Annotated in this window: 18 protein-coding genes; 2 read left to right on the plus strand and 16 right to left on the minus strand. The window is 61.7% G+C overall.

What is annotated here, in order from left to right:
- Nucleotides 1-63: 63 nt before the first annotated feature.
- From trpC to D8U61_RS18950, 3 genes are read right to left on the minus strand one after another with little or no spacing between them, the layout of a single operon-like run.
- Nucleotides 64-900 carry an indole-3-glycerol phosphate synthase TrpC gene (trpC, locus tag D8U61_RS18940; RefSeq protein ID WP_041476681.1) on the minus strand — a complete coding sequence of 279 codons (837 nt, stop codon included), beginning with the start codon at nt 898-900 and terminating at the stop codon, nt 64-66.
- The gene (gene trpD, locus D8U61_RS18945) at nt 897-1,946 is read right to left on the minus strand and encodes an anthranilate phosphoribosyltransferase (RefSeq protein WP_041476682.1); all 1,050 of its coding nucleotides are present in this window, start codon (nt 1,944-1,946) and stop codon (nt 897-899) included. Before trpD ends, trpC begins: the two co-directional genes overlap by 4 nt.
- A 9-nt stretch (nt 1,947-1,955) precedes the next feature.
- Entirely contained in the window at nt 1,956-2,549 is a 594-nt protein-coding gene (locus tag D8U61_RS18950) for an aminodeoxychorismate/anthranilate synthase component II (RefSeq protein ID WP_130927458.1), read from the minus strand.
- A 407-nt stretch (nt 2,550-2,956) separates the two neighbouring features.
- Between D8U61_RS18950 and estP the strand changes: the two genes are divergently transcribed.
- Nucleotides 2,957-4,864, plus strand: a complete 1,908-nt coding sequence (gene estP / locus D8U61_RS18955; protein ID WP_130927459.1) for an esterase EstP — start codon at nt 2,957-2,959, stop codon at nt 4,862-4,864.
- 172 nt (nt 4,865-5,036) lie between these two features.
- Here estP and trpE read toward each other — a convergent pair whose 3' ends face one another.
- The 10 genes from trpE to D8U61_RS19010 all read right to left on the minus strand — a co-directional run bounded on the left by trpE (nt 5,037) and on the right by D8U61_RS19010 (nt 17,570).
- A complete protein-coding gene (gene trpE, locus D8U61_RS18960; RefSeq protein WP_125925541.1) occupies nt 5,037-6,518 on the minus strand; it encodes an anthranilate synthase component I in 1,482 nt (493 codons plus the stop codon).
- Nucleotides 6,519-6,588: 70 nt separating this feature from the next.
- Nucleotides 6,589-7,407, minus strand: coding sequence for a phosphoglycolate phosphatase (locus tag D8U61_RS18965; RefSeq protein WP_041476686.1), 819 nt, complete (start codon nt 7,405-7,407; stop codon nt 6,589-6,591).
- Nucleotides 7,404-8,078 (minus strand): ribulose-phosphate 3-epimerase, encoded by a 675-nt coding sequence (gene rpe, locus D8U61_RS18970; RefSeq protein ID WP_007918813.1) that lies wholly within the window; start codon nt 8,076-8,078, stop codon nt 7,404-7,406. The genes D8U61_RS18965 and rpe overlap by 4 nt, the downstream gene beginning before the upstream one ends.
- A 114-nt stretch (nt 8,079-8,192) precedes the next feature.
- Nucleotides 8,193-9,341, minus strand: a complete 1,149-nt coding sequence (locus tag D8U61_RS18975; protein WP_016772910.1) for an iron-containing alcohol dehydrogenase — start codon at nt 9,339-9,341, stop codon at nt 8,193-8,195.
- Between the two features lie 285 nt (nt 9,342-9,626).
- On the minus strand, nt 9,627-10,451 hold the full coding sequence (locus D8U61_RS18980; protein WP_093097808.1) for an ABC transporter permease: 825 nt from the start codon (nt 10,449-10,451) through the stop codon (nt 9,627-9,629).
- A 12-nt stretch (nt 10,452-10,463) separates the two neighbouring features.
- Nucleotides 10,464-11,711, minus strand: a complete 1,248-nt coding sequence (locus tag D8U61_RS18985; RefSeq protein WP_073476581.1) for an ABC transporter permease — start codon at nt 11,709-11,711, stop codon at nt 10,464-10,466.
- Between the two features lie 198 nt (nt 11,712-11,909).
- Nucleotides 11,910-12,953, minus strand: coding sequence for an ABC transporter substrate-binding protein (locus D8U61_RS18990; protein WP_016772907.1), 1,044 nt, complete (start codon nt 12,951-12,953; stop codon nt 11,910-11,912).
- A 48-nt stretch (nt 12,954-13,001) separates the two neighbouring features.
- Nucleotides 13,002-14,126, minus strand: a complete 1,125-nt coding sequence (locus D8U61_RS18995; RefSeq protein WP_041476689.1) for an ABC transporter ATP-binding protein — start codon at nt 14,124-14,126, stop codon at nt 13,002-13,004.
- Nucleotides 14,127-14,459: 333 nt separating this feature from the next.
- On the minus strand, nt 14,460-15,089 hold the full coding sequence (locus D8U61_RS19005) for a response regulator transcription factor (protein ID WP_003228820.1): 630 nt from the start codon (nt 15,087-15,089) through the stop codon (nt 14,460-14,462).
- Between the two features lie 84 nt (nt 15,090-15,173).
- A complete protein-coding gene (locus D8U61_RS19010; RefSeq protein ID WP_130927461.1) occupies nt 15,174-17,570 on the minus strand; it encodes a sensor histidine kinase in 2,397 nt (798 codons plus the stop codon).
- Nucleotides 17,571-17,644: 74 nt separating this feature from the next.
- Here D8U61_RS19010 and D8U61_RS19015 point away from each other — a divergent pair, with 74 nt between their 5' ends.
- Nucleotides 17,645-18,631: an alpha/beta hydrolase family protein gene (locus D8U61_RS19015; protein WP_130927462.1), complete on the plus strand. Its 987-nt coding sequence runs from the start codon at nt 17,645-17,647 to the stop codon at nt 18,629-18,631.
- A gap of 123 nt (nt 18,632-18,754) precedes the next feature.
- Here the strand turns inward: D8U61_RS19015 and D8U61_RS19020 are convergent, their stop codons facing one another.
- Genes D8U61_RS19020 through D8U61_RS19030 form a run of 3 tightly spaced genes read right to left on the minus strand, consistent with a single transcriptional unit; the run spans nt 18,755 to nt 21,211 of the window.
- The gene (locus D8U61_RS19020; protein ID WP_073476573.1) at nt 18,755-19,522 is read right to left on the minus strand and encodes a TerB family tellurite resistance protein; all 768 of its coding nucleotides are present in this window, start codon (nt 19,520-19,522) and stop codon (nt 18,755-18,757) included.
- Nucleotide 19,523: 1 nt separating this feature from the next.
- Nucleotides 19,524-20,195: an N-acetylmuramate alpha-1-phosphate uridylyltransferase MurU gene (gene murU, locus D8U61_RS19025; protein WP_130927463.1), complete on the minus strand. Its 672-nt coding sequence runs from the start codon at nt 20,193-20,195 to the stop codon at nt 19,524-19,526.
- A complete protein-coding gene (locus tag D8U61_RS19030; RefSeq protein ID WP_130927464.1) occupies nt 20,192-21,211 on the minus strand; it encodes a phosphotransferase in 1,020 nt (339 codons plus the stop codon). Before D8U61_RS19030 ends, murU begins: the two co-directional genes overlap by 4 nt.
- Nucleotides 21,212-21,247: the final 36 nt, after the last annotated feature.

Consider the following 21,247-nt stretch of genomic DNA (forward strand, 5'->3'; position numbering starts at 1 on the left):
GCTCCCACACTGGAATGCATTTCCCTGTGGGAGCGAGCCTGCTTGCGAATGAGGTCGACTCGGTCAGTCGAGGGTCGAACCGCTGATCGGCACACCACGCTCCGGAAAGAACAGGCGCTGCAGTTCAATGCCCGGATTTTCCGCGCGCATGAACGCTTCGCCGACCAGGAACGAGTACACATCGCTGATTTCCATCAGCTCAACGTCGGCCCGATTGAGGATGCCGCTTTCGGTGATCACCAGGCGATCACGCGGGATGCGCGGCAACAGGTCGAGGGTGGTTTCCAGGCTGACGTCAAAGGTGTGCAGGTTGCGGTTGTTGACCCCGACCAGCGGCGTGTCGAGGGTTTTCAACGCGCGCTCAAGTTCGTCACCATCGTGCACTTCCACCAGGACGTCGAGGCCGACGCCTTTGGCCACGGCGGCCAGCTCGGCCATCTTCACGTCGTCCAGTGCGGAGACGATCAACAGCACGCAATCGGCGCCCAGCGCGCGGGCTTCAACGATCTGGTACGGATCGATCATGAAGTCCTTGCGGATCACCGGCAATTTGCAGGCGGCGCGCGCCTGTTGCAGGTAGGCATCGGCGCCCTGGAAGTAATCGATGTCGGTCAGCACCGACAGACAGGTCGCCCCGCCCTTTTCGTAGCTCTTGGCGATGTCGGCCGGCACAAAGTCTTCGCGGATCACGCCTTTGCTCGGCGAAGCCTTTTTGATTTCGGCAATCACCGCCGGTTGTTTCTTCTTCGCTTGCGCCAGCAACGCCTGGGCAAAACCACGGGGTGCATCGGCCGCCTTGGCCAGACTTTCCAGCTCGCTCAGGCTGACCCGAGCGCTGCGCTCGGCGACTTCCTCAACCTTGCGCGCCAGAATGTTTTCCAGAACCGTCGGTACACTCATCCTTCATTCTCCACTTTGAATACCGCGGTAAAGGCACCCAGCTCCTCGAGCTTTTCCCGAGCGAGGCCGGTGTGCAGCGCGTCGTGCGCCAGCTCCACACCTTGTTTCAGACTGCTTGCCAGGTCGGCGGCGTAAAGCGCCGCACCGGCATTGAGCACAATCATCTCGGCAGCTTTCTGACCGTTTTCGGTCTTGCGCTTGCCGAGGGCATCGCGGATCAGCGCCAGCGATGCTTCCGGGCCTTCGACCGACAGACCGTGCAGGCTCTGGCTCTTCATGCCGAGGTCTTCCGGTTCGACCCAATACTCAGTGATTTCGTTGTTCTTCAGCTCGGCAACAAAGGTCGGCGCGGCGAGGCTGAACTCATCCAGACCGTCCTTCGAATGCACGACCAGCACGTGTTTGCTGCCCAGCCGTTGCAAGACTTCGGCCAATGGCCGGCACAGCGCCTGGGTGAATACGCCGACAACCTGATGTTTCACACCGGCCGGATTCGTAAGCGGGCCGAGCATGTTGAACAGCGTGCGCAGGCCGAGTTCGCGGCGCGGGCCGGCGGCGTACTTCATCGCTTTGTGGTGGGTCTGGGCGAACATGAAACCGATGCCGACGTTGTCGATGCAGCGCGCGACCTGCACCGGGGTCAGGTTCAGATAAATGCCGGCAGCTTCCAGCAGATCGGCGCTGCCGCTCTTGCCGGACACTGCGCGGTTGCCGTGCTTGGCCACGGTGCAACCGGCCGCTGCGACAACGAAGGAAGACGCGGTCGATACGTTGAAGATGTTCGCACCGTCACCGCCGGTGCCGACCACATCGACCACGCCGTCGAGGGTTTTCAGCTCGACCTGATCGGCCAGCTCGCGCATCACCGACACCGCGCCGACGATTTCGTCAATGCTTTCGCTCTTCATGCGCATGGCCATCATGAACGCGCCGATCTGCGCTTCGGTGCACTGGCCGGTCATGATCTCGCGCATCACATCGCGCATTTCATCGGTGCTCAGGTCGAGGTGTTCGACGATACGGCTGAGGGCTGTCTTGATATTCATGGGAAGTCCTTAGCGCGTGCCGCCGGTTTGTTTGAGGAAGTTGGCAAACAATTCATGACCCTGCTCGGTGAGGATCGATTCGGGGTGGAACTGCACACCCTCGATGTTCAGGGTCTTGTGACGCAGGCCCATGATCTCGTCGACCGAGCCGTCATCGTGCTGGGTCCATGCGGTCAGCTCGAGGCAATCGGGCAGGCTGTCATGCTTGACGATCAGCGAGTGGTAACGGGTAACGGTGAGCGGATGATTGAGGCCGGCAAACACGCCCTTGTCCTCGTGGAATACCGGGCTAGTCTTACCGTGCATGACCTGGCGGGCACGCACCACATCACCGCCGAAGGCCTGACCGATGGACTGGTGGCCGAGGCAGACGCCGAGGATCGGCAGTTTGCCGGCGAAGTGCTTGATCGTGTCGATGGAAACGCCCGCCTCGGTGGGCGTGCACGGCCCGGGGGAAACCACGATGCGCTCGGGATTCAGCGCTTCGATTTCGGCGATGGTCAGTTCGTCGTTGCGCACCACTTTGACCTCGGCACCCAGCTCGCCGAGGTATTGCACAACGTTGTAGGTAAAGGAGTCGTAGTTGTCGATCATCAGCAACATGGCGTTTCGAACCTCTTGAATTCTGACTTGATGACAGCCTTCAGATGACTTGCCCGCAGGGCGCTGCGCGATGTCGGACGCGCACAGGGCGCCAGCACAGCGGCATTTCAAACAGACAAGGAAGGCAAAGCGATACAGATCCGGCGGAGCCGGCAGAGAAGATTCAGGCGCGCCAACGCCAGCGGGCGTGTGCCTTGATGACTTGATCCAGAAGTTTGCTGGTGATCAACACGGGGAAGGTCTCGTTCATACGTTCCGGCACAGTAACTTAGCTGGGCGGAGCGTGCAATATGGCGGGGCCTGCGGGTTATAAAACGGCAGAGGGATTCACGACCGATGGCAAAACGCCGAACGTTTTTGGTACTGTCGTTTCGTTCACCTACAACAATAAATAAACGGACTTGCTCATGATCAGACAGACGTTGTTTGTACCGCTGGCCAGCTGCTTGCTCGCACTCGCCTGCGCCCAGGCCAATGCAGCGCCCAATCCTTATTCCAGTTTCATTGTGTTCGGCGACAGCCTCAACGATGCCGGCACCTTCGCCGACACCGGCGGCCCGGCGGGCTCCACCGAGCGTTACACCAACCGTACCGGGCCGGTGTATCAGGGTGGCAGCGGCGAAGTTTTTTCATTGAATTCCACCCAGTTGCTCGGCGGCCGCCTAGGCTTTTCGCCCGACCAGACAGCCTCTTCCAGCTCCGCAGTGCGCGCGGAAAACGACCAGCCCGACGGCAACAACTGGGCGGTCGGTGGTTATCGCACCGACCAGATTCTCGACTCGATCACCACCCAATCGGCCACCGGCGAACGCACCCGCGCCGGATACCTGCCGTCGAACGGCTTCCGCGCCGACCCGAACGCGCTGTATTACATTTCCGGTGGCGGCAATGACTTCCTCCAGGGCCGCATTCTCAGCCTGCCCCAGGCCAACGCCGCAGCCAATCGGCTGGCCGATAGCGTGCAAACCCTGCAGACCGCCGGCGCCAAATACGTGATGGTCTGGCTGCTGCCCGACGTGGGCCTGACACCTGCTCTGAACGGCACGCCGCTGCAAGCGTTCAGCAGCACCCTCGCCAACCAGTTCAACAGTCAGTTGGTGACGCGCCTGCAAGGCATCAACGCCGAAGTCATTCCGCTGAACATTCCGGTGCTGCTCTCGGAAGTCTTCGCCGACCCGGGGCGCTTTGGTCTGGCTACCGACCAGAACCTCACCGCGACCTGCTTCAGTGGCAATAGCTGCACGGAAAACGCCCGTTACGGGATCAACAGCGCCACGCCGGATCCGACCAAGCTGATCTACAACGATGGCGTACACCCGACCGAATCCGGGCAAAAACTGATCGCCGATTACGCCTATTCGTTGCTGGCTGCGCCGTGGGAATTGAGCCTGCTACCTGAAATGGCCCACGGCACCGTGCGCGCGCATCAGGATGAATTGCGCAACCAATGGCAGGCAGACTGGGAGAACTGGCAAGCGGTCGGCCAATGGCGCGCGATTGTCTCGGCCGGCGGACAGCATCTGGATGTCGACAGCCAAAGCAGCGGCGCCAGCGCCGATGGCAGCGGTTACAACCTCAACGTCGGCGGCAGCTATCGCCTGAACGAAGCCTGGCGCGTGGGCGTGGCGGCCGGTTTGTACCGACAGAATCTCGAGGCCGGGCACAACGATTCCGACTACAAACTCAACAGCTACATGGCCACCGCGTTCGCCCAGTTCCAGCAGAACCGCTGGTGGGCCGACGCGGCGCTGACCGGCGGCAAACTCGACTACGACAACCTCAAGCGCAAGTTCGACCTCGGCGCCAGCGAGGGCGCGGAGAAAGGCGATACCGACGGCAGCCTGTGGGCGTTCAGCACGCGCTTGGGCTATGACATTGCGCAACCGGGCAGCCAATGGCACCTGTCGCCGTTCGTCAGCGCCGATTACGCCAGTGTCGATGTCGACGGTTACTCGGAAAAGAGCAACCGCGCCACGGCGCTGACCTTCGATGACCAGAGCCGCGATTCGAAACGACTCGGCCTGGGCATCCAGGGCAAGTACAACTTCACCGCGCAAACTCAGGTGTACGGCGAATACGCCCACGAGCGTGAGTACGAAGATGACGTGCAGAAGGTCAACATCGCCCTCAATACCCTGCCGGCCAATGACTTCACCCTTGAAGGCTACACGCCGGCTAGTCACCTGAACCGCTTGAGCCTGGGTGTCAGTCACAAGCTGACGGCGGATCTGGCGCTGCGTGGGGGGTATACGTTCCGCAAGGATGATGACTTCAAGCAGCAGGGAGTGAATGTCGGGGTTGTGCTGGATTTCTGAGTCGTAGATGCAAAAAAGCGGCGCCTGTCAGGGCGCCGCTTTTTTATGCCTCAACACAAAACCCAATGTGGGAGCGAGCCTGCTCGCGAAAGCGCCGGGTCAGTCAATATCAACGGTGACTGACACATCCTCTTCGCGAGCAGGCTCGCTCCCACATGGGAAATTGCGTGGATCAGGCGTCCGGGGTCTGCTCGGCCAGGGCCACGGCGCGGAACATCGCGCGGCGTTTGTTCAGGGTTTCTTCCCATTCCAGCGCCGGCACCGAGTCGGCGACGATGCCGCCGCCGGCCTGTACGTGCAATTCACCGTTCTTGATCACCGCCGTGCGAATGGCAATGGCGGTGTCCATGTTGCCGTTCCAGGCGAAGTAACCGACCGCGCCGCCGTACACACCGCGCTTGACCGGCTCCAGCTCGTCGATGATTTCCATCGCGCGAATCTTCGGTGCGCCCGACAACGTACCCGCCGGCAGAATCGCCCGCAGTGCGTCCATCGCGGTCAGGCCCGACTTCAACTGGCCGGTGACGTTGGAGACGATGTGCATCACATTGGAATAACGCTCGATGACCATTTTCTCGGTGAGCTTCACCGAGCCGATTTCCGAAACGCGCCCGGTATCGTTGCGGCCCAGATCGATCAGCATCAAGTGCTCGGCGATCTCCTTGTCATCCGAGAGCAGATCCTGCTCCAGCGCCACATCGGCTTCTTCGGTGGCACCGCGTGGGCGCGTGCCGGCGATCGGGCGCACGGTGATCAGATTGTCTTCGACGCGCACCAGCACTTCCGGCGAACTGCCGACGACGTGGAAATCGCCGAAGTTGAAGAAGTACATGTACGGCGTCGGGTTGAAGCACCGCAGGGCACGGTACAGATCGATCGGCGCAGCTTTGAAGTCGATCGACATACGCTGCGACGGCACCACCTGCATGCAGTCGCCGGCGAGGATGTATTCCTTGATGGTGTCGACGGCTTTTTCGTAATCGTCCTGAGTGAAACTGGAACGGAACACCGGATCGGCCGATTGCTGTTTGCTGAAATCCAGGCCACGACGCGGGGTGATCGGCTGACGCAGTTGCTCGAGCAGTTCCTGCAAACGCGCCTGACCTTGCTCGAAGGCATCGGTCTGCGCAGGGTCGGCGAGGACGATCGCGTGCATCTTGCCGGCCAGGTTGTCGAACACCACAACGGCGTCGGAAACCATCAGCAGAATGTCCGGCACGCCCAGCGGATCCGGGTTCGGGCATTTGCCCAGACGCTTCTCGACATAGCGCACACAGTCGTAACCGAAGTAACCGACCAGACCACCGTTGAAGCGCGGCAGGCCGGCGATGGTCGGCACGTTGTAGCGCGCCTTGAAGGTTTCAACGAAGGCCAGCGGGTCTTCGACGTCATGGCTTTCGGTCTCGACGCCATCGACGGTGATGCTGACGTGATGATCATGAACCCGCAGCACGGTGCGGCACGGCAAGCCGATGATCGAATAACGGCCCCATTTCTCGCCGCCCTGCACCGATTCGAGCAGGTAGGAGTTGGGCTGATCGGCCAGTTTCAGGTAGATCGACAGCGGCGTGTCGAAGTCGGCCAGGGTTTCGCAAGCCAACGGGATGCGGTTGTAGCCGTCAGCGGCCAGACGCAGGAATTCTTCGCGATTCATAAGGTGCCTCGTGGTGTGAGGTGCAATCAGTCAGGTATGCAAACGCGCCGGCAGGGCCGGCCAGAATCAGTCAGGCGCGCCAACGCCAGCGGGCCAGGGCCTTGATGACTTTCATCCAGAGTTTGCGGGTAACCACCACGATGGCGTTTCCAGAAGGGGGTTGAACAGCGTCGGGCAACGTTATCCCACCGGCCAGATCCAGGCAACCGGGAATTAGTTTGCGCAAATCGTCGATCACCAGTGCCGGCGATTCCTCGGCAATCGGCCGGCCATGGTTGTAGCCATAACTCAGCGCCACACACTTGACCCCCGCCGCTTTCGCCGCCTGCACATCACTGCGCGAGTCGCCGACGAACAACGATTGCGAGGCCGGAATGTTGGCCATCTTCATCACGAAAAACAGCGCCGCCGGGTCAGGCTTCTTCTGTGGCAGGGTATCGCCGCCGATGATCCACTTGAAGTAGCGCCCGATCTTCATCTGATCGAGCAACGGCGCGACGAAGCGCTCGGGCTTGTTGGTGATCAACGCCATGGCCACGCCTTGCTTGTGCAGCCACTTGAGCGTGTCGCGCACACCGGGATAGACCACGGTCAGTTCATGGCTGGCGCCGTACGCCTCCATGAAAATCTCCAGTGCGCGCTCGGCTTCAGCGTCGTCCACTGCCGAGTGATCGATGCCACCCGCCAAGGCCCGACGCACCAGCACCGGCGCGCCATTGCCGACCCATTCGCGCACCGCTTCGATACCCGCCGGCGGACGGCCGAGGGAGAGCAGCATGGTGTCCACCGCCGCCGCCAGGTCGGGAACCGAATCGATCAGCGTGCCATCCAGATCGAACATCACCAACCGTGGCAACTGCCCCGGGAACAACTGCTCAAAACCGCTCATGGGCGCGCCAGTGCCAGTTCGGAACGCATCTTGTCGATGACTTCCTGATAGTTCGGCGCGTTGAAAATGGCCGAGCCGGCGACAAAGGTGTCAGCGCCAGCAGCGGCAATTTCGCGGATGTTGTTGACGTTGACGCCGCCGTCGATTTCCAGACGGATGTCGCGACCGGAAGCGTCGATGATCGCCCGCGCTTCACGCAACTTGTCGAGGGTGCCGGGAATGAACTTCTGCCCGCCGAATCCCGGGTTGACGCTCATCAGCAGGACCATGTCGACCTTGTCGATCACGTACTTGAGCACGTCCAGCGGAGTCGCCGGGTTGAACACCAGACCGGATTTGCAACCACCTTCGCGGATCAATTGCAGCGAGCGATCGACGTGCAAAGTGGCTTCCGGGTGGAAGGTGATGTAGGTCGCGCCGGCTTCGATGAAGTCGCCGACGATGCGGTCCACCGGGCTGACCATCAGGTGCGCGTCGATCGGCGCGGTGACGCCGTACTTGCGCAGCGCCGCGCAGACCATCGGGCCGATCGTCAGGTTCGGTACGTAGTGGTTGTCCATGACATCGAAGTGGACGAAGTCGGCGCCGGCGGCGAGAACGTTGTCCACTTCCTCGCCGAGGCGGGCGAAGTCGGCGGAGAGGATCGACGGAGCAATTACGAAGGGCTGCATGACGCACCTGTGCTGAGCTAAATCACGATGGCGCGCATTGTATACCTCAAGTTTCCACGCGCGCACCGGGACCGCGATGATTGGGTTGTGCCATGAGCCCTCAGCGATCGCGCCTCAGTAAGCCGCGCGGTAGATCTTCTCGATATCGCCGGCGCTGAGTTTGCGCGGGTTGTTGCGCATCAAGCGCTCGATGCCAGCGGCCTCCACGGCCATCGCCGGGATCGCTTCCTCCGGCACGCCGAAACTGCGCAGCCCGGCAGGGATTTCCACCGCCGCGCACAGGTCGGTCATGGCCTGCACGGCTTTGTCCGCGGCTTCGCTGGCGCTCAGATGCGCGGTCTTCACGCCCATGGCTTCGGCAATATCCTGCATGCGTTCGACACAGGCCATTTTGTTCCAGGTCATCACATAGGGCAGCAGCAAGGCGTTGCTGACGCCGTGGGCAATGTTGAAGCGCCCACCCAGCGGATACGCCAGCGCATGCACCGCGCCGACCCCGGCGTTACCGAACGCCATGCCGGCCATGAGGCTGGCGGTGGCCATGTCTTCGCGCGCTTGCAGATTGGCGCCGTTGGCGTAGGCCTTGGGCAAGGCGCTGGCGATCAACTTGATCGCGCCGATGGCGAGGGAGTCGGTGATCGGCGAGGCGTTCACCGACAGATAGGATTCGATGGCGTGCACCAGTGCATCGACACCACTGGCGGCGGTGACACTGCGCGGGCAGGTCAGGGTCATTTGCGGGCTGACCAGCGCCACGTCCGGCAGCAGATAGTCGCTGACGATGCCTTTCTTCAACTGCGCGACCTTGTCCGAGAGGATCGCCACGTTGGTGACTTCAGAGCCAGTGCCAGCAGTGGTCGGAATGGCGATCAGCGGCGGGCCTTTGCGCGGCACCTGATCGACACCGAACAAATCTTCCAGCGCGCCGTGATATCCGGCGTAGGCGGCGACACTTTTGGCAATATCGATGGCGCTACCGCCCCCGAGGCCGATCAAACCGTCATGCCCGCCTTCGCGATAGGCGCGCATGCAGTCCTCGACGATGGCGATTTCCGGGTCGGGCAGCACACGGTCGAAAATCTCGTATTCGCGCCCGCCGAGTTGCACCAGCGCCAGCTCGACAGTACCGGACTTGACCAGCGCGGCGTCGGTGACGATCAGCGGGTTGTCGATGTCGAGGCGGGTGAGTTCGGCGGCCAGTTGCTCGATGGCTGCGGCGCCGGTGATCAGTTTGTGAGCGATTTTGAACTGGGACAGACTCATGGTGCGCAGCCTCTTATAGATGTGGGAGCTGGGCACAAGATTAGCTGGGGATTTGGGGTTGTCTGCTATTCAGGGTGTGAATGGTTGATCGGATAGGAAGATCAAGAGCCCCTCACCCTAACCCTCTCCCGGAGGGAGAGGGGACTGACCGGGTTGTACTCTCGAAATACATCGACCTGAATTACCGAGTCGAACTCCGGCCGCGAAAGCCACGGAGATCTGCTCCCTTCCCCCTCGCCCTCTTGGGGAGAGGGCTGGGGTGAGGGGTGGCTTTTGACCTTGATCTCAGACCTGCGCAGTACGCAGTTTCTCGCTGCGCCCGCGCAGCCATTCCAGCGTCAGCAGCAAGATCACCGAGAAGGCAATCAGCAACGTCGCTGCCGCTGCAATCGTCGGGCTCAGGTTCTCGCGAATCCCGCTGAACATCTGCCGAGGCAATGTCGCCTGCTCGGGTCCGGCAAGGAACAGCGTCACCACCACTTCATCGAAAGAAGTGGCAAAGGCAAACAGCGCCCCGGAAATCACTCCCGGCGCAATCAGCGGCAAGGTCACCCGGCGGAATGCAGTCAGCGGCGATGCACCGAGACTCGCAGCAGCACGCACCAGGTTGTGATTAAACCCCTGCAACGTCGCCGACACGGTGATGATCACAAACGGCACACCCAATACCGCATGCACGACGATCAGCGAGAAGAAGCTGTTACCCAGCCCCAGTGGCGCGAAGAACAGATAACTCGCCACGCCGATGATCACCACCGGCACCACCATCGGCGAAATCACCAGCGCCATCACCAGCGATTTGCCGGGGAAGTCGCCACGGGTCAGGCCGATCGCCGCCAGCGTGCCGAAGATCATCGCCAGCACCGTCGCCGCCGGGGCGACGATGATGCTGTTCTTCAGCGCGCGCATCCATTCCGCCGAGGCGAAGAAGTCGTGGTACCACTGCAGCGAGAAACCCTGCAGCGGATAGACCAGGAAACTCCCCGAGTTGAACGACAGCGGCACGATCACCAGCACCGGCAGGATCAGGAACAACAGAATCAGGCCGCAGAGAATCCGCAGGCTGTAGAACCACACCCGTTCAATGGGCGACATGTAAGGACTCAGCATCGCAAATTCCCCTTAGCTCAGGCGCAGGCGACTGGCGCCGACCAGCCAGCTGTAGATCAGATAAAGCACCACGGTCGCCAGCAACAGCAAGCCGCCGAGCGCAGTGGCCATGCCCCAGTTGATGCTGGTGTTGGTGTAGAAAGCGACGAAGTAGCTGACCATTTGGTCGTTCGGGCTGCCGAGCAGCGCCGGGGTGATGTAGTAGCCAATCGCGAGGATGAACACCAAGAGGCAGCCGGCGCCGACACCCGCGTAGGTCTGCGGGAAGTACACCCGCCAAAAGCTGGCGAACGGATGACAGCCCAAGGAAATCGCCGCACGCATGTAGGTCGGCGAGATGCCTTTCATCACGCTGTAGATCGGCAGAATCATGAACGGCAGCAGAATGTGCACCATCGAGATGTACACGCCGGTGCGGTTGAACACCAGTTCCAGCGGTTTATCGATGATGCCCATGGCCAGCAGCGCACTGTTGATCAGGCCGCCGGATTGCAGCAGCACGATCCACGCTGCGACCCGCACCAGAATCGAAGTCCAGAACGGCAGCAGCACCAGAATCATCAGCAGATTGCTCTGCCGCGAAGGCAGGTTCGCCAGCAGGTAGGCCAATGGATAGGCGAGCAGCAAGCAGATCACGGTGATGACCAGGCCCATCCAGAACGTGCGAGCGAAGATGTCGAGGTAGATCGCCTGATCCGGAGTGGCCGGGGCGATTTCGCCGAGGTCATCGATGCGGTGATCGACCGCCGCCAGCAGGTAATACGGAGTGATGCTGCTGGTGTTGCGTTTCACCGCTTGCCAGTAGGCCGGGTCGCCCCAGCGTTCGTCGAGCGCTTCCAGCGCTTCTTTATAAGAAGCCGGTTCGCTGGCGAACGGCAGCGCCCGGGCGGTTTTGGTCAGCAGGCTGCGGTAGCCGGCCAACTCCATGTTCAAGCGCTTGGACAGATCGCCCAGCGTCTGGTTTTTGCGGGCTTCGGCGAGGTCTTCGCTGGCCGCCTTGTACACCGGCTCGGCGGGCAGACCACGGCCGTCCCAACTGGCGATGGCAGTGACAGTGCGCGGCATGCCGCCAACCACTTCCGGGTTGCCGACGCTTTTATAGAGCAGCGCCACAATCGGCACCAGAAACACCAGCAGCAGAAACAGCACCAGCGGCGCAATCAGCGCCTGGGCTTTCCAGCGGTTGACCCGCTCGGCGTGCTTGAGCTTCTGCTTCAAGGTGGGGCTGGCGCCCTCGTTCAGGGGAACGGCGATGGCCATGACGTACTCCGCAAATCTTTGATCGTTACAGAGGTGGCGAACCACCTCGAACTTTTGCCAGTGATCGTTCCCACGCTCTGCGTGGGAATGAATCCAGTGACGCTCTGCGTCACACAGGGACGCGGAGCGTCCCGGGCGGCATTCCCACGCAGAGCGTGGGAACGATCATCCGGAAAGCCATCGGTCCGCATGCTTGGCTTATTTGGCAGCCCAAGAGTTGAAACGCTGTTCCAGTTGCTCGCCGTTGTCAGCCCAGAAGCTGACGTCGATCTGCACCTGGTTGGCGATGTTTTCCGGGGTGGTCGGCATGTCTTTCAGGACATCCTTGGCCAGCAGCGGCACGGCTTGGGTGTTGGCCGGGCCGTAGGCGATGTTTTCCGAGTAGGTCTTCTGCTGCTGCGGCTGCACCGAGAAGGCGATGAATTTCTTCGCCGCTTCGGCGCGCTTGGCGTCCAGACCTTTCGGGATTGCCCAGGCGTCGAAGTCGTAGATGCCGCCGTTCCATACCACTTTCAGGTTGGATTCTTTCTGCACCGCCGCAATGCGACCGTTGTACGCCGAGCTCATCACCACATCACCGGAAGCGAGGTATTGCGGCGGTTGTGCGCCGGCTTCCCACCACTGAATGCTTGGCTTGAGCTCATCGAGTTTCTTGAACGCGCGATCCTGGCCGCCCTTGCTCGCCAGCTCTTTGTAGACGTCTTTCGGAGCTACACCGTCGGCCATCAGCGCGAATTCGAGGGTGTACTTGGCGCCTTTGCGCAGGCCGCGCTTGCCCGGGAATTTCTTCGTGTCCCAGAAATCCGCCCAGCTGGTCGGTGCGGTTTTCAGCTTGTCTGCGTTGTACGCCAGTACGGTCGACCAAACGAAGAAACCTACGCCGCACGGCTGAATGGCGCCTTTGACGTAGTCTTCGGTCTTGCCGAACAGGGCCGGGTCGAGTTGCTCGAACATGTCTTCGTCGCAACCCCGGGACAGCTCTGGCGATTCAACTTCGACCAGATCCCACGACACGCTCTTGGTGTCGACCATGGCTTTGACCTTGGCCATTTCACCGTTGTATTCGCCGGCAACGATCTTGCCGTTGCCCGCCGCTTCCCACGGTGCATAGAAGGCTTTGACTTGCGCCGCCTTGTTCGCCCCGCCAAACGACACCACGGTCAAGTCCGGGCCGGCAGCCATCGCGCCGGTCGCACCCATCAGGCCCAGAGTCAGGGCGGTGAACTTCAGGGATCTCAACATTTATTGTTCTCTCCACGTGCAGGGTTGGTGTTGGTATTGCCGGGGCGCTTAGTGCGCCTCTAAAAGCGGATCGAGCGCACGAACGTGCTCGACCTGCCAGCCAAGCGGTACCACGTCGCCGACGCTGAGCGCAGGATCGAGCTCGGCAATCGGTTGTTTCACGAAGAAGTCGGTCTTGCCGCAGACTTCCAGGCGCACCCGGACGTGGTCGCCCAGATAGATGAATTCCGCCACCCTCCCTGAGAAGCGGTTGACGCATTGATCGCTCGAACCGTTGAGGCTGACGCGTTCCGGACGGATCGACAGAGTCACCGGTTCGCCAGTCTGGCCAACGTTGACGGCCAGCGCCTCGACCTTTTCACCGCGCCCCAACTCGACCACGCAGCGCTCGCCGCTCTGGCTGAGCAGGCGGCCGTTGAGGCGGTTGTTCTCGCCAATGAAGTTGGCGACGAAGGTGTTTTTCGGTTCTTCGTAAAGCGTGCGCGGTGGCGCGATCTGCTGAATCTCGCCTTGATGGAACACGGCAACGCGGTCGGACATGGTCAGCGCTTCACCCTGATCGTGGGTCACGTAGACCACGGTCACGCCGAGGCGCTGGTGCAGGTGTTTGATCTCCATCTGCATGTGTTCACGCAGTTGCTTGTCGAGGGCGCCCAGCGGCTCGTCCATCAGCACCAGTTGCGGCTCGAACACCAGCGCGCGGGCCAGTGCCACACGTTGCTGCTGACCACCGGACAACTGCGCCGGATAGCGCGAAGCGAAGGCATCGAGCTGAACCATGCTGAGGACTTTCTTCACCCGCTCGCTGACATCGCTTTTGTTCAAGCCGCGCACGGTCAACGGGAAAGCAAGGTTCTCCGCGACAGTCATGTGCGGGAACAGTGCGTAGTTCTGGAACACCATGCCGATATCGCGCTTGTGCGGCGGCACGTTGTTGATCGAACGCCCGGACAGGAGGATTTCACCGGCGGTCGGCGTTTCGAACCCGGCGAGCATCATCAGGCTGGTGGTCTTGCCGGAACCGGACGGCCCGAGCAGGGTGAGGAATTCGCCCTTGCGAATGTCCAGGTTGAGGTCTTTGACGATCAGGTTCTCGCCGTCGTAGCTCTTCTGCACACCACGAAAGCTGACCAGCACATCACTGGTCCCTGCGCTTGTATCGACCTGGCTCATACCCACACCTTTGTTGTTGATGACTGCTTGTTCATCAAGCCTAGTGGCTGGCGGCGGCCACGCAAATCGGGGCGCAGGAGAGAATCGCTTAAGTGCAATGGAAGGTTGGGGGTAGGGATTGCCCTACAAGGATGGCGCGTTTGGGCAAACGCAGCGGCAAGGGGCAAGCTGCAAGCGGCAAGAACAGGCAAAAGCGCTTGTCGCTAATGGATATGCCGACTCCGAACCTGTGGGAGCGAGCCTGCTCGCGAATGCGGTGGGTCATCAAACTGAATGGCTGACTGTTACGCCGCTTTCGCGAGCAGGCTCGCTCCCACATGAGGGCGGTGACGGTCAGAGGAGTTTGTGCTCCATCGCATATTTCACCAGTTCGGCCAGGGAGGTGATGTTGAGCTTCTGCATCAGCCGCGCCTTGTGCGTGCTGATGGTCTTGCTGCTCAAGGCCAGTTGCTGGGCGATGTCGTTGACGTTGGCGCCCTGGGCCAGGCGTTCGAACACCGAGAATTCGCGTTCTGACAACAGCGAATGCAGCGGCCGGGTATCGGTCAGGCCGACTTCGAAAACCATGCGGTCGGCCAGTTCCGGGTCGATGTAACGCCCACCCGCCGCGACTTTGCGAATCGCCGTGAGCAGCAGCGCCGGATCGCTGTCCTTGGTCGCATACCCGGCCGCGCCGACCTTCAAGGCGCGCGCGGCCATTTGCGCTTCGTCGTGCATCGACAGCACCAGAATCGCCGGCGGATTGTTCAGCGCCCGAATGCGCGGGATCGCTTCCAGGCCGTTGACGCCGGGCATGGAGATGTCCAGCAGCACCACCTCGCACGGCACGCTGCGCAGGGTTTCGAGCAGTTGCTCACCATTGCTCGCCTCCCCCACGACTTGCAGATCCTTGGCCAGGCCGATCAATTGCTTGATGCCCTCGCGGACGATGGTGTGGTCTTCGGCTACCAGTACACGGATCACGTTCTTCTCCAGATTTCAGGTACACACCAATCCCTGTGGGAGCGAGCTTGCTCGCGAAGGCGCCAGTCCAGACACCGCAACATGTCAAACCTCACTCACCGGCACTCGCACCACCAGACTGGTGCCCTCCCCCGGCTCACTCACCAGCTCCAGCCGCCCGCCCATGATCAGCACCCGCTCACGCATGCCGACCAGGCCAAACGACGTCGGCCTACCCTCGGCCGCGACAAATCCTACGCCATCATCGCTGACGGTCAGACACAATTCATCGCCCGCAAGCTCCAGCGTCAGCTCCACCGTGTGCGCCTGAGCATGGCGCATCACGTTGGTCAGCGCCTCCTGCAAAATCCGGAACAGCCCCACCGCTTTGGCATCGCTGAGTGCCGGCAGGTTGTCCGGCACCTGCACTAGACACGGTATCTGTGTGCGCGCCTCGAAACGCCGAGCCTGCCACTCGATGGCCGAGGCAATCCCGGCATCAAGGATCGGCGGGCGCAACGCCGTCGCCACATCGCGTACCAGCTGAAACAACTGCGCGATCAGGCGTTTCATGCTGTTGAGCCGCTCGTTGAGTCCCGGATCAAGCTGCGCGTAGGCCAATTCGCACATCGATGTCTCCAGTTTCAGCACGGTGAGCATCTGCCCCAACTCATCATGAACTTCCCGGGCAATGCGCGCCTTCTCTTCTTCACGCACGCTTTCCAGGTGCGCCGACAGTTCACGCAGTTGCTCGCGCGAGGCCGCCAGTTCCAGCTCGATGCGTTTGCTTTCGCTGATGTCCCAGACGATGCCGTCCCACACATAGGCGCCGTCCTCCAGCTGGCGGGTGATCGCCTTGATCTCGGCCCAGCGCTGCTCCCCCTGGCGCGTGACGATGCGGCCCTGCCACGACCAGTCGCTGTCAGTGTCCAGCGCCTGATCCTGGGTGCGGTGATAACTGGCCTTGTCGTCGGGGTGCACGAGGCTGCGCAAGCCCATGTCGCGATGAGCGATGGCTGCCGGCGCATAACCGACCAGACTTTCGCTGCCCTCGCTGATGTAGGCAAAGTCGATCTGCCCGGTGACCGGTGCCCGCTCCAGCCTGAACACCAGACCCGGAACGTTGGCGGCGATGCCTTGCAGGCGCGCCTCGCTTTCCTGCAAAGCGGCGAGCGCGCGGCGGCGATCGGTGACGTCGGTGAGGTAGACCACCAGATATTCACTGTCGCGAAAACGCAGGAAGCTCAGGGAAACGTCCGCCGGCAGCACACTGCCATCGGCGCGCAGGCAACTGGTTTCGAAGCTCAAGGGCCCTTCTTCACTGGCCCGTGCACGCTTCCACAGATTGAGCCAGCGATCCATGTGCAGGCCGGGCTCGAAATCGATCAGCGGCCGCTCGATCAGCCCGCCCGAGGGATAGCCGAGCATGTTTTCCGCCGCGCGGTTGGCGTAGCGCACATGGCTGTCCCAATTGACCCAGAGAATGCCGACGGTGCTTTGGTCGATGGAAAACTGTGTCAGCCGCAGCGCCTCTTCACTGGCCGCGCGCAACGCAATGTCTTCGCGGGCGCTGAGCAGGCGTTGTTCGAGGCTGTGCTGTTGGCGCCGCTGCCACGCCACGATTGCCGCGCAACTGAGCAGCATCACCGCGAACAACAGGCTGAGGTTCTGCCAAAACCCCGGCGACTCGGTCAGCCGTGGGTATTTCGGCTGCAGCCATTGGTTGTGCAGTTGTTCCAGATCCTTGGCCGGGATCGCGCGCAAGGCGCTCTGGACGATGCCGGCCAGCTCCGGCCAATCGCGCCGCGAGGCCACACGCAGCAGTTGCGGCAGGCCGATATCGCCAACCACCACCAGTTCGGCAAACTCCGGCTCCACCGACAGCCGGCCCAACTGTGCTTCGTCGACCACCGCGTAGGAGGCTTGCTGACTCAACAGCAGTTGCAACGCTTGCCGTTCCAGCGGCACGCCTTGCAGATTCAAGTGCGGATAGTTGCTGCGCAGGTAATCGGCGGTGCTGCTCGGCATGCGCACGGCGACGCGGGTCTGGCTGTCGAGCTTTTCCAGATCGACCGCGCCGCTGCTTTTCTGGTCGCTGACCACCAGTTGCGGCACGCGCATGTAGGGGTCGGAAAACTGCCAGAGGCGCAGCGCGCTCGGGGTCTGGCTGAGGCCCGGGGCGATGTCGATCTCGCCCTCGCGCAAAGCGTTTTCCAATGCTCCCAGATCCTGAAAGTTGCGCCAGCTCAGTTCCACGCCGAGGGTTTTGGCCAGCAGTTTCATCAACTCGACATTGGCCCCGGACAATCGCTGCAGGCGCCGATCGTAGGTCGCGTAGGGCGCCTGCAACACCAGGCCGACGCGCAATTCGTTGTGCTGCGCCAGCCATTGCTGCTGCTCTGGCGACAATTGCGCGGCATGATCCGGTGGCGCAGGCGCCGCCCAGCCCATCAAGGGAATCCACAAACAGCCGATAACCCACAGGCAGCAAAATCGCTTCATTGAAGTCTCATACACTGACAAATTCTGACCAACCCATTAGGCTGCCGGGATACTTTTCTGGCCTGGAATAACCGATGCCCTCTGTCTACCGCCTGGCACTGCCAGCATTGTGCCTGTCGCTGATCCTGCCTTGTGCGTTTTCCGTCGAAGCCGCCAACCCGGCGCCTGCCGCCACGGATAAACCCGCCGAAGAAAAACCGGCCGAGCGCCAGCCAATGCTTGAGCGTAGTCAGGAAGAGGCCGCCGCACTGCAACGTAAACTGCCGGCGCAAGAGCAGCAACAACTGCAGGCTGGCAGCGACACTTTCCTCGCCCTGTGGAAACCGGCCAACAGCGCCGAGCCCAAAGGCGCGGTGATCATCGTTCCCGGTGCCGGCGAAACCGCTGACTGGCCGCAGGCAATCGGCCCGTTGCGACGCAAATTGCCGGATGTCGAGTGGAGCAGCCTGAGTATCACCCTGCCGGATCTGCAAGGCGACGCCATTGCTCCGCGCGTGATCGAACCGGCCGCGGCGCCGAAAGCCCCGGAAACCACAAGCAAGGATGCCGCCACCGCACAACCGATCGAACAGGCCGCTGGCGGTGAAGCGGAGGTCGCCGAACAGGTGGTCGCCGAAACCAGCGAAGAACAGGCCAAGGCCGACGCCGAGCGCATTTTCGGACGCATCGACGCAGCGATTGCCTACGCCGAACAGCAGAGCGCGCGCAGCATTGTCGTGCTCGGCCACGGCACCGGCGCTTATTGGGCGGCGCGTTTTCTCAGCGAGCGGCAGACGCCGCAGGTGGAGAAACTGGTGATGGTTGACGCGCAAGCACCGGCCAAAGCCCTGCCGCCACTCGCCGAACTGACGCCGACGCTGAAGCTGCCGACGGTGGATATTTTCTACATGGACAAAGCGCTGGATCGCAACGCGGCGCTGGAGCGCATGCAGGCGAGCAAGCGTCTGAAGACCTCGGCGTTCAGCCAGGTGGCGCTGAAGGTATTGCCGGACAAGAAGGCTGAGCAGGAACAATTGTTTCGGCGGGTGCGGGGCTGGTTGAATCCTCAGGCTGTTGACTGACTGTTCCACCGAGTCGCCCTTAATTCGCGAGCAGGCTCGCTCCCACATTGGATCTATGCAAAATTCAATGTGGGAGCGAGCCTGCTCGCGAAGAGGCCCGCACATACGACACCTCTCTAACGCCTAGCGAAAATCCCGCCGCTCCCGAATCAACGTATAGGCGTTATGCAATTCCCGCGTCCGCTCGGTCGCCTCACGTACCTGCGCCGGGGTCGCGCCGCTGCCGGCGATCTTGTCCGGGTGATGGCGACTGAGCAACCGTCGGTAAGCGCGCTTGATCTGCGCCGGCTCGCTGCTCGCTGACACACCAAGCAGCTTCATCGCCTCCTGATAGCTCACTGCCGCACTGACGATCGGCCGCTTGCCCGGCTCGTAATCGCTGGCCAATGCCTGCACCTGCTGCGCCGTCCAGCCGAGCCATTTGCCCCACTGCGCCAGCAACTCGCGTTCGCTGACCCCGGCGCGACCATCGGCCCAGACCATTCGCCAACAGGCGCGCAACACGCCTTCAGCCGCATGCGGTTGCGCACTCAAACGACGCAGATAGCCGCGCAGATTGTCGCTGCCGGACTTGCCGCGATTGAATGCAGCAATGGCCCGCCGTGTCGCCGGCTCGCTCATTTCCAGCGCGCGCATTTCATTGCGCGCCTGCTGGATATGCCCGTCAGTGACGCGCCCGTCGCTCTTGGCCAGACGCCCGAGCAACACGAACAGCAATTCATCGTTGCGCAGCATCGGCCGGCCGCCGAGCTTTTCGCGCAAGTGTCCCCAGCTCTGCAAGTGCAGGCGCCGATCCAGCGCCTGCCCCAACAACGCCCCAAGCATGGCCCCCGGAATGCTGGCAATCGCGTATCCCACTCCGGCTCCAATCAGAGTCCCTGGCCACAGCATCTCAGCGACTCGCTTCTATCAAGGCTTCGGCTTCGGCCAGACGCTCGTAGGTACCAACATCTACCCAATGCCCCTTCAACCGCTCGCCCGTCACTTCACCTTTGGCCATGGCGTTGCGTAGCAGCGGCGCGAGCTTGAATGCGCCAGCGCTGCAACCATCGAACAACTGCGGATGCAGCACGGCGATGCCGCTGTAAGTCAGCGTCTGCGCATCAGGCTCACCGTCCCGCACTTTGCCGTCGATGAGAGTGAAGTCGCCTTTCGGGTGATGCGGCGGATTGTCGGCCAGCACCAGATGCGCCAGGCCATTGATCGGCTGGTGCAGCACGCTGAAGTCGTAATCGGTCCAGATGTCGCCGTTGACCACCAGAAACGCATCGTCACCAAGTAACGACAGCGCACGGAAAATCCCGCCACCGGTTTCCAGCGGCTCGCCTTCCGGCGAGTACTGGATGCTCAGGCCGAAACGCGAACCGTCGCCCAGATGATCCTCGATCTGCTGACCAAGCCAGGCGTGGTTGATGACGATTTCGTTGAAGCCTGCGGCCGCGAGGGCGCGCAGGTGATACTCGATCAGCGGCACGCCAGCGGCACGCACCAGCGGTTTCGGCGTGGTCAGGGTCAGCGGGCGCATGCGCTCGCCTTTGCCCGCCGCCAGAATCATTGCCTTCATGCCGTCGCTCCAGCACGCAAGCTGCTGAACAGTGCTTGCAGTTCCGCCAGTTCAGGACGGCGGGCGATCACTGCTTCTATATAAGAGAAGAAGCGCGGCACATCGGCCAGATAACGCGGCTTGCCATCGCGATGGCAGATACGCGCGAAGATGCCGATGACTTTCAGGTGACGCTGCACGCCCATCAGGTCGCTGGCGCGCAGGAAGTCTTCGAAGTCCGCCTGCACCGGAATATCCAGCGCCGAGGCTTGCTGCCAATAACTTTCCAGCCAGCCGCGCACACGCTCTTCAGGCCAGCTGAGGAAGGCATCTTTGAATAGGCAGGTGACGTCGTAGGTCACCGGGCCGTACACCGCGTCCTGGAAATCCAGCACGCCAGGGTTGGGCTCGCTGAGCATCAGGTTGCGCGGCATGTAGTCGCGGTGCACCAGCACTTTCGGCTGCGCCAGCGCGCTGTCAATCAGCAACTCGCTGATGTGCTGCCATTGTTGCTGCTGGGCCGCATCGAACTCGACGCCCAGCTCGCGCTTGACGTACCACTCGGGGAACAATTCAAGCTCGCGACGCAACAAGGCGACGTCGTAACTGGGCAACGGCGCAACCATCGGCAACTGTTGAAAAGCCAACAGCGCTTGCAGGGCATCGTGGAATAACGCGTCGGCATTTTCGCCATCGATGACGTCGAGATAGGTCTTGTTGCCCAGGTCATTGAGCAAAAGAAAACCGCGATCGAGGTCTTCGGCGTAAATTTTCGGCACATTAATTCCGGATTTCGCCAGCAAAAAAGCGATATCCACGAACGGTTTGCAGTTTTCCTGGGGGGGCGGCGCGTCCATCACGACGAAGCTGCGACCATCGCCCTCCCAGCGGAAGTAGCGGCGGAAACTCGCGTCGCTGCTGGCCGCGGTCAACGTGGCCGGGGGCACGGTGCCCCAGCCCTGCTCGGCAAACAGCTTTGCCAACTGCTCATCGAGCCAAACTTTCAGGTGTTGCAAGCGTACATCTTGGTCAGGCATTGCAAGGGTCTCCGACGGCGCTAGCCGTCAAGCGGG

Origin of the sequence: Pseudomonas sp. Sample_14 (genome assembly GCF_004307515.1) — a bacterium.
GTDB classification, from domain to species: Bacteria; Pseudomonadota; Gammaproteobacteria; order Pseudomonadales; family Pseudomonadaceae; genus Aquipseudomonas; species Aquipseudomonas atacamensis.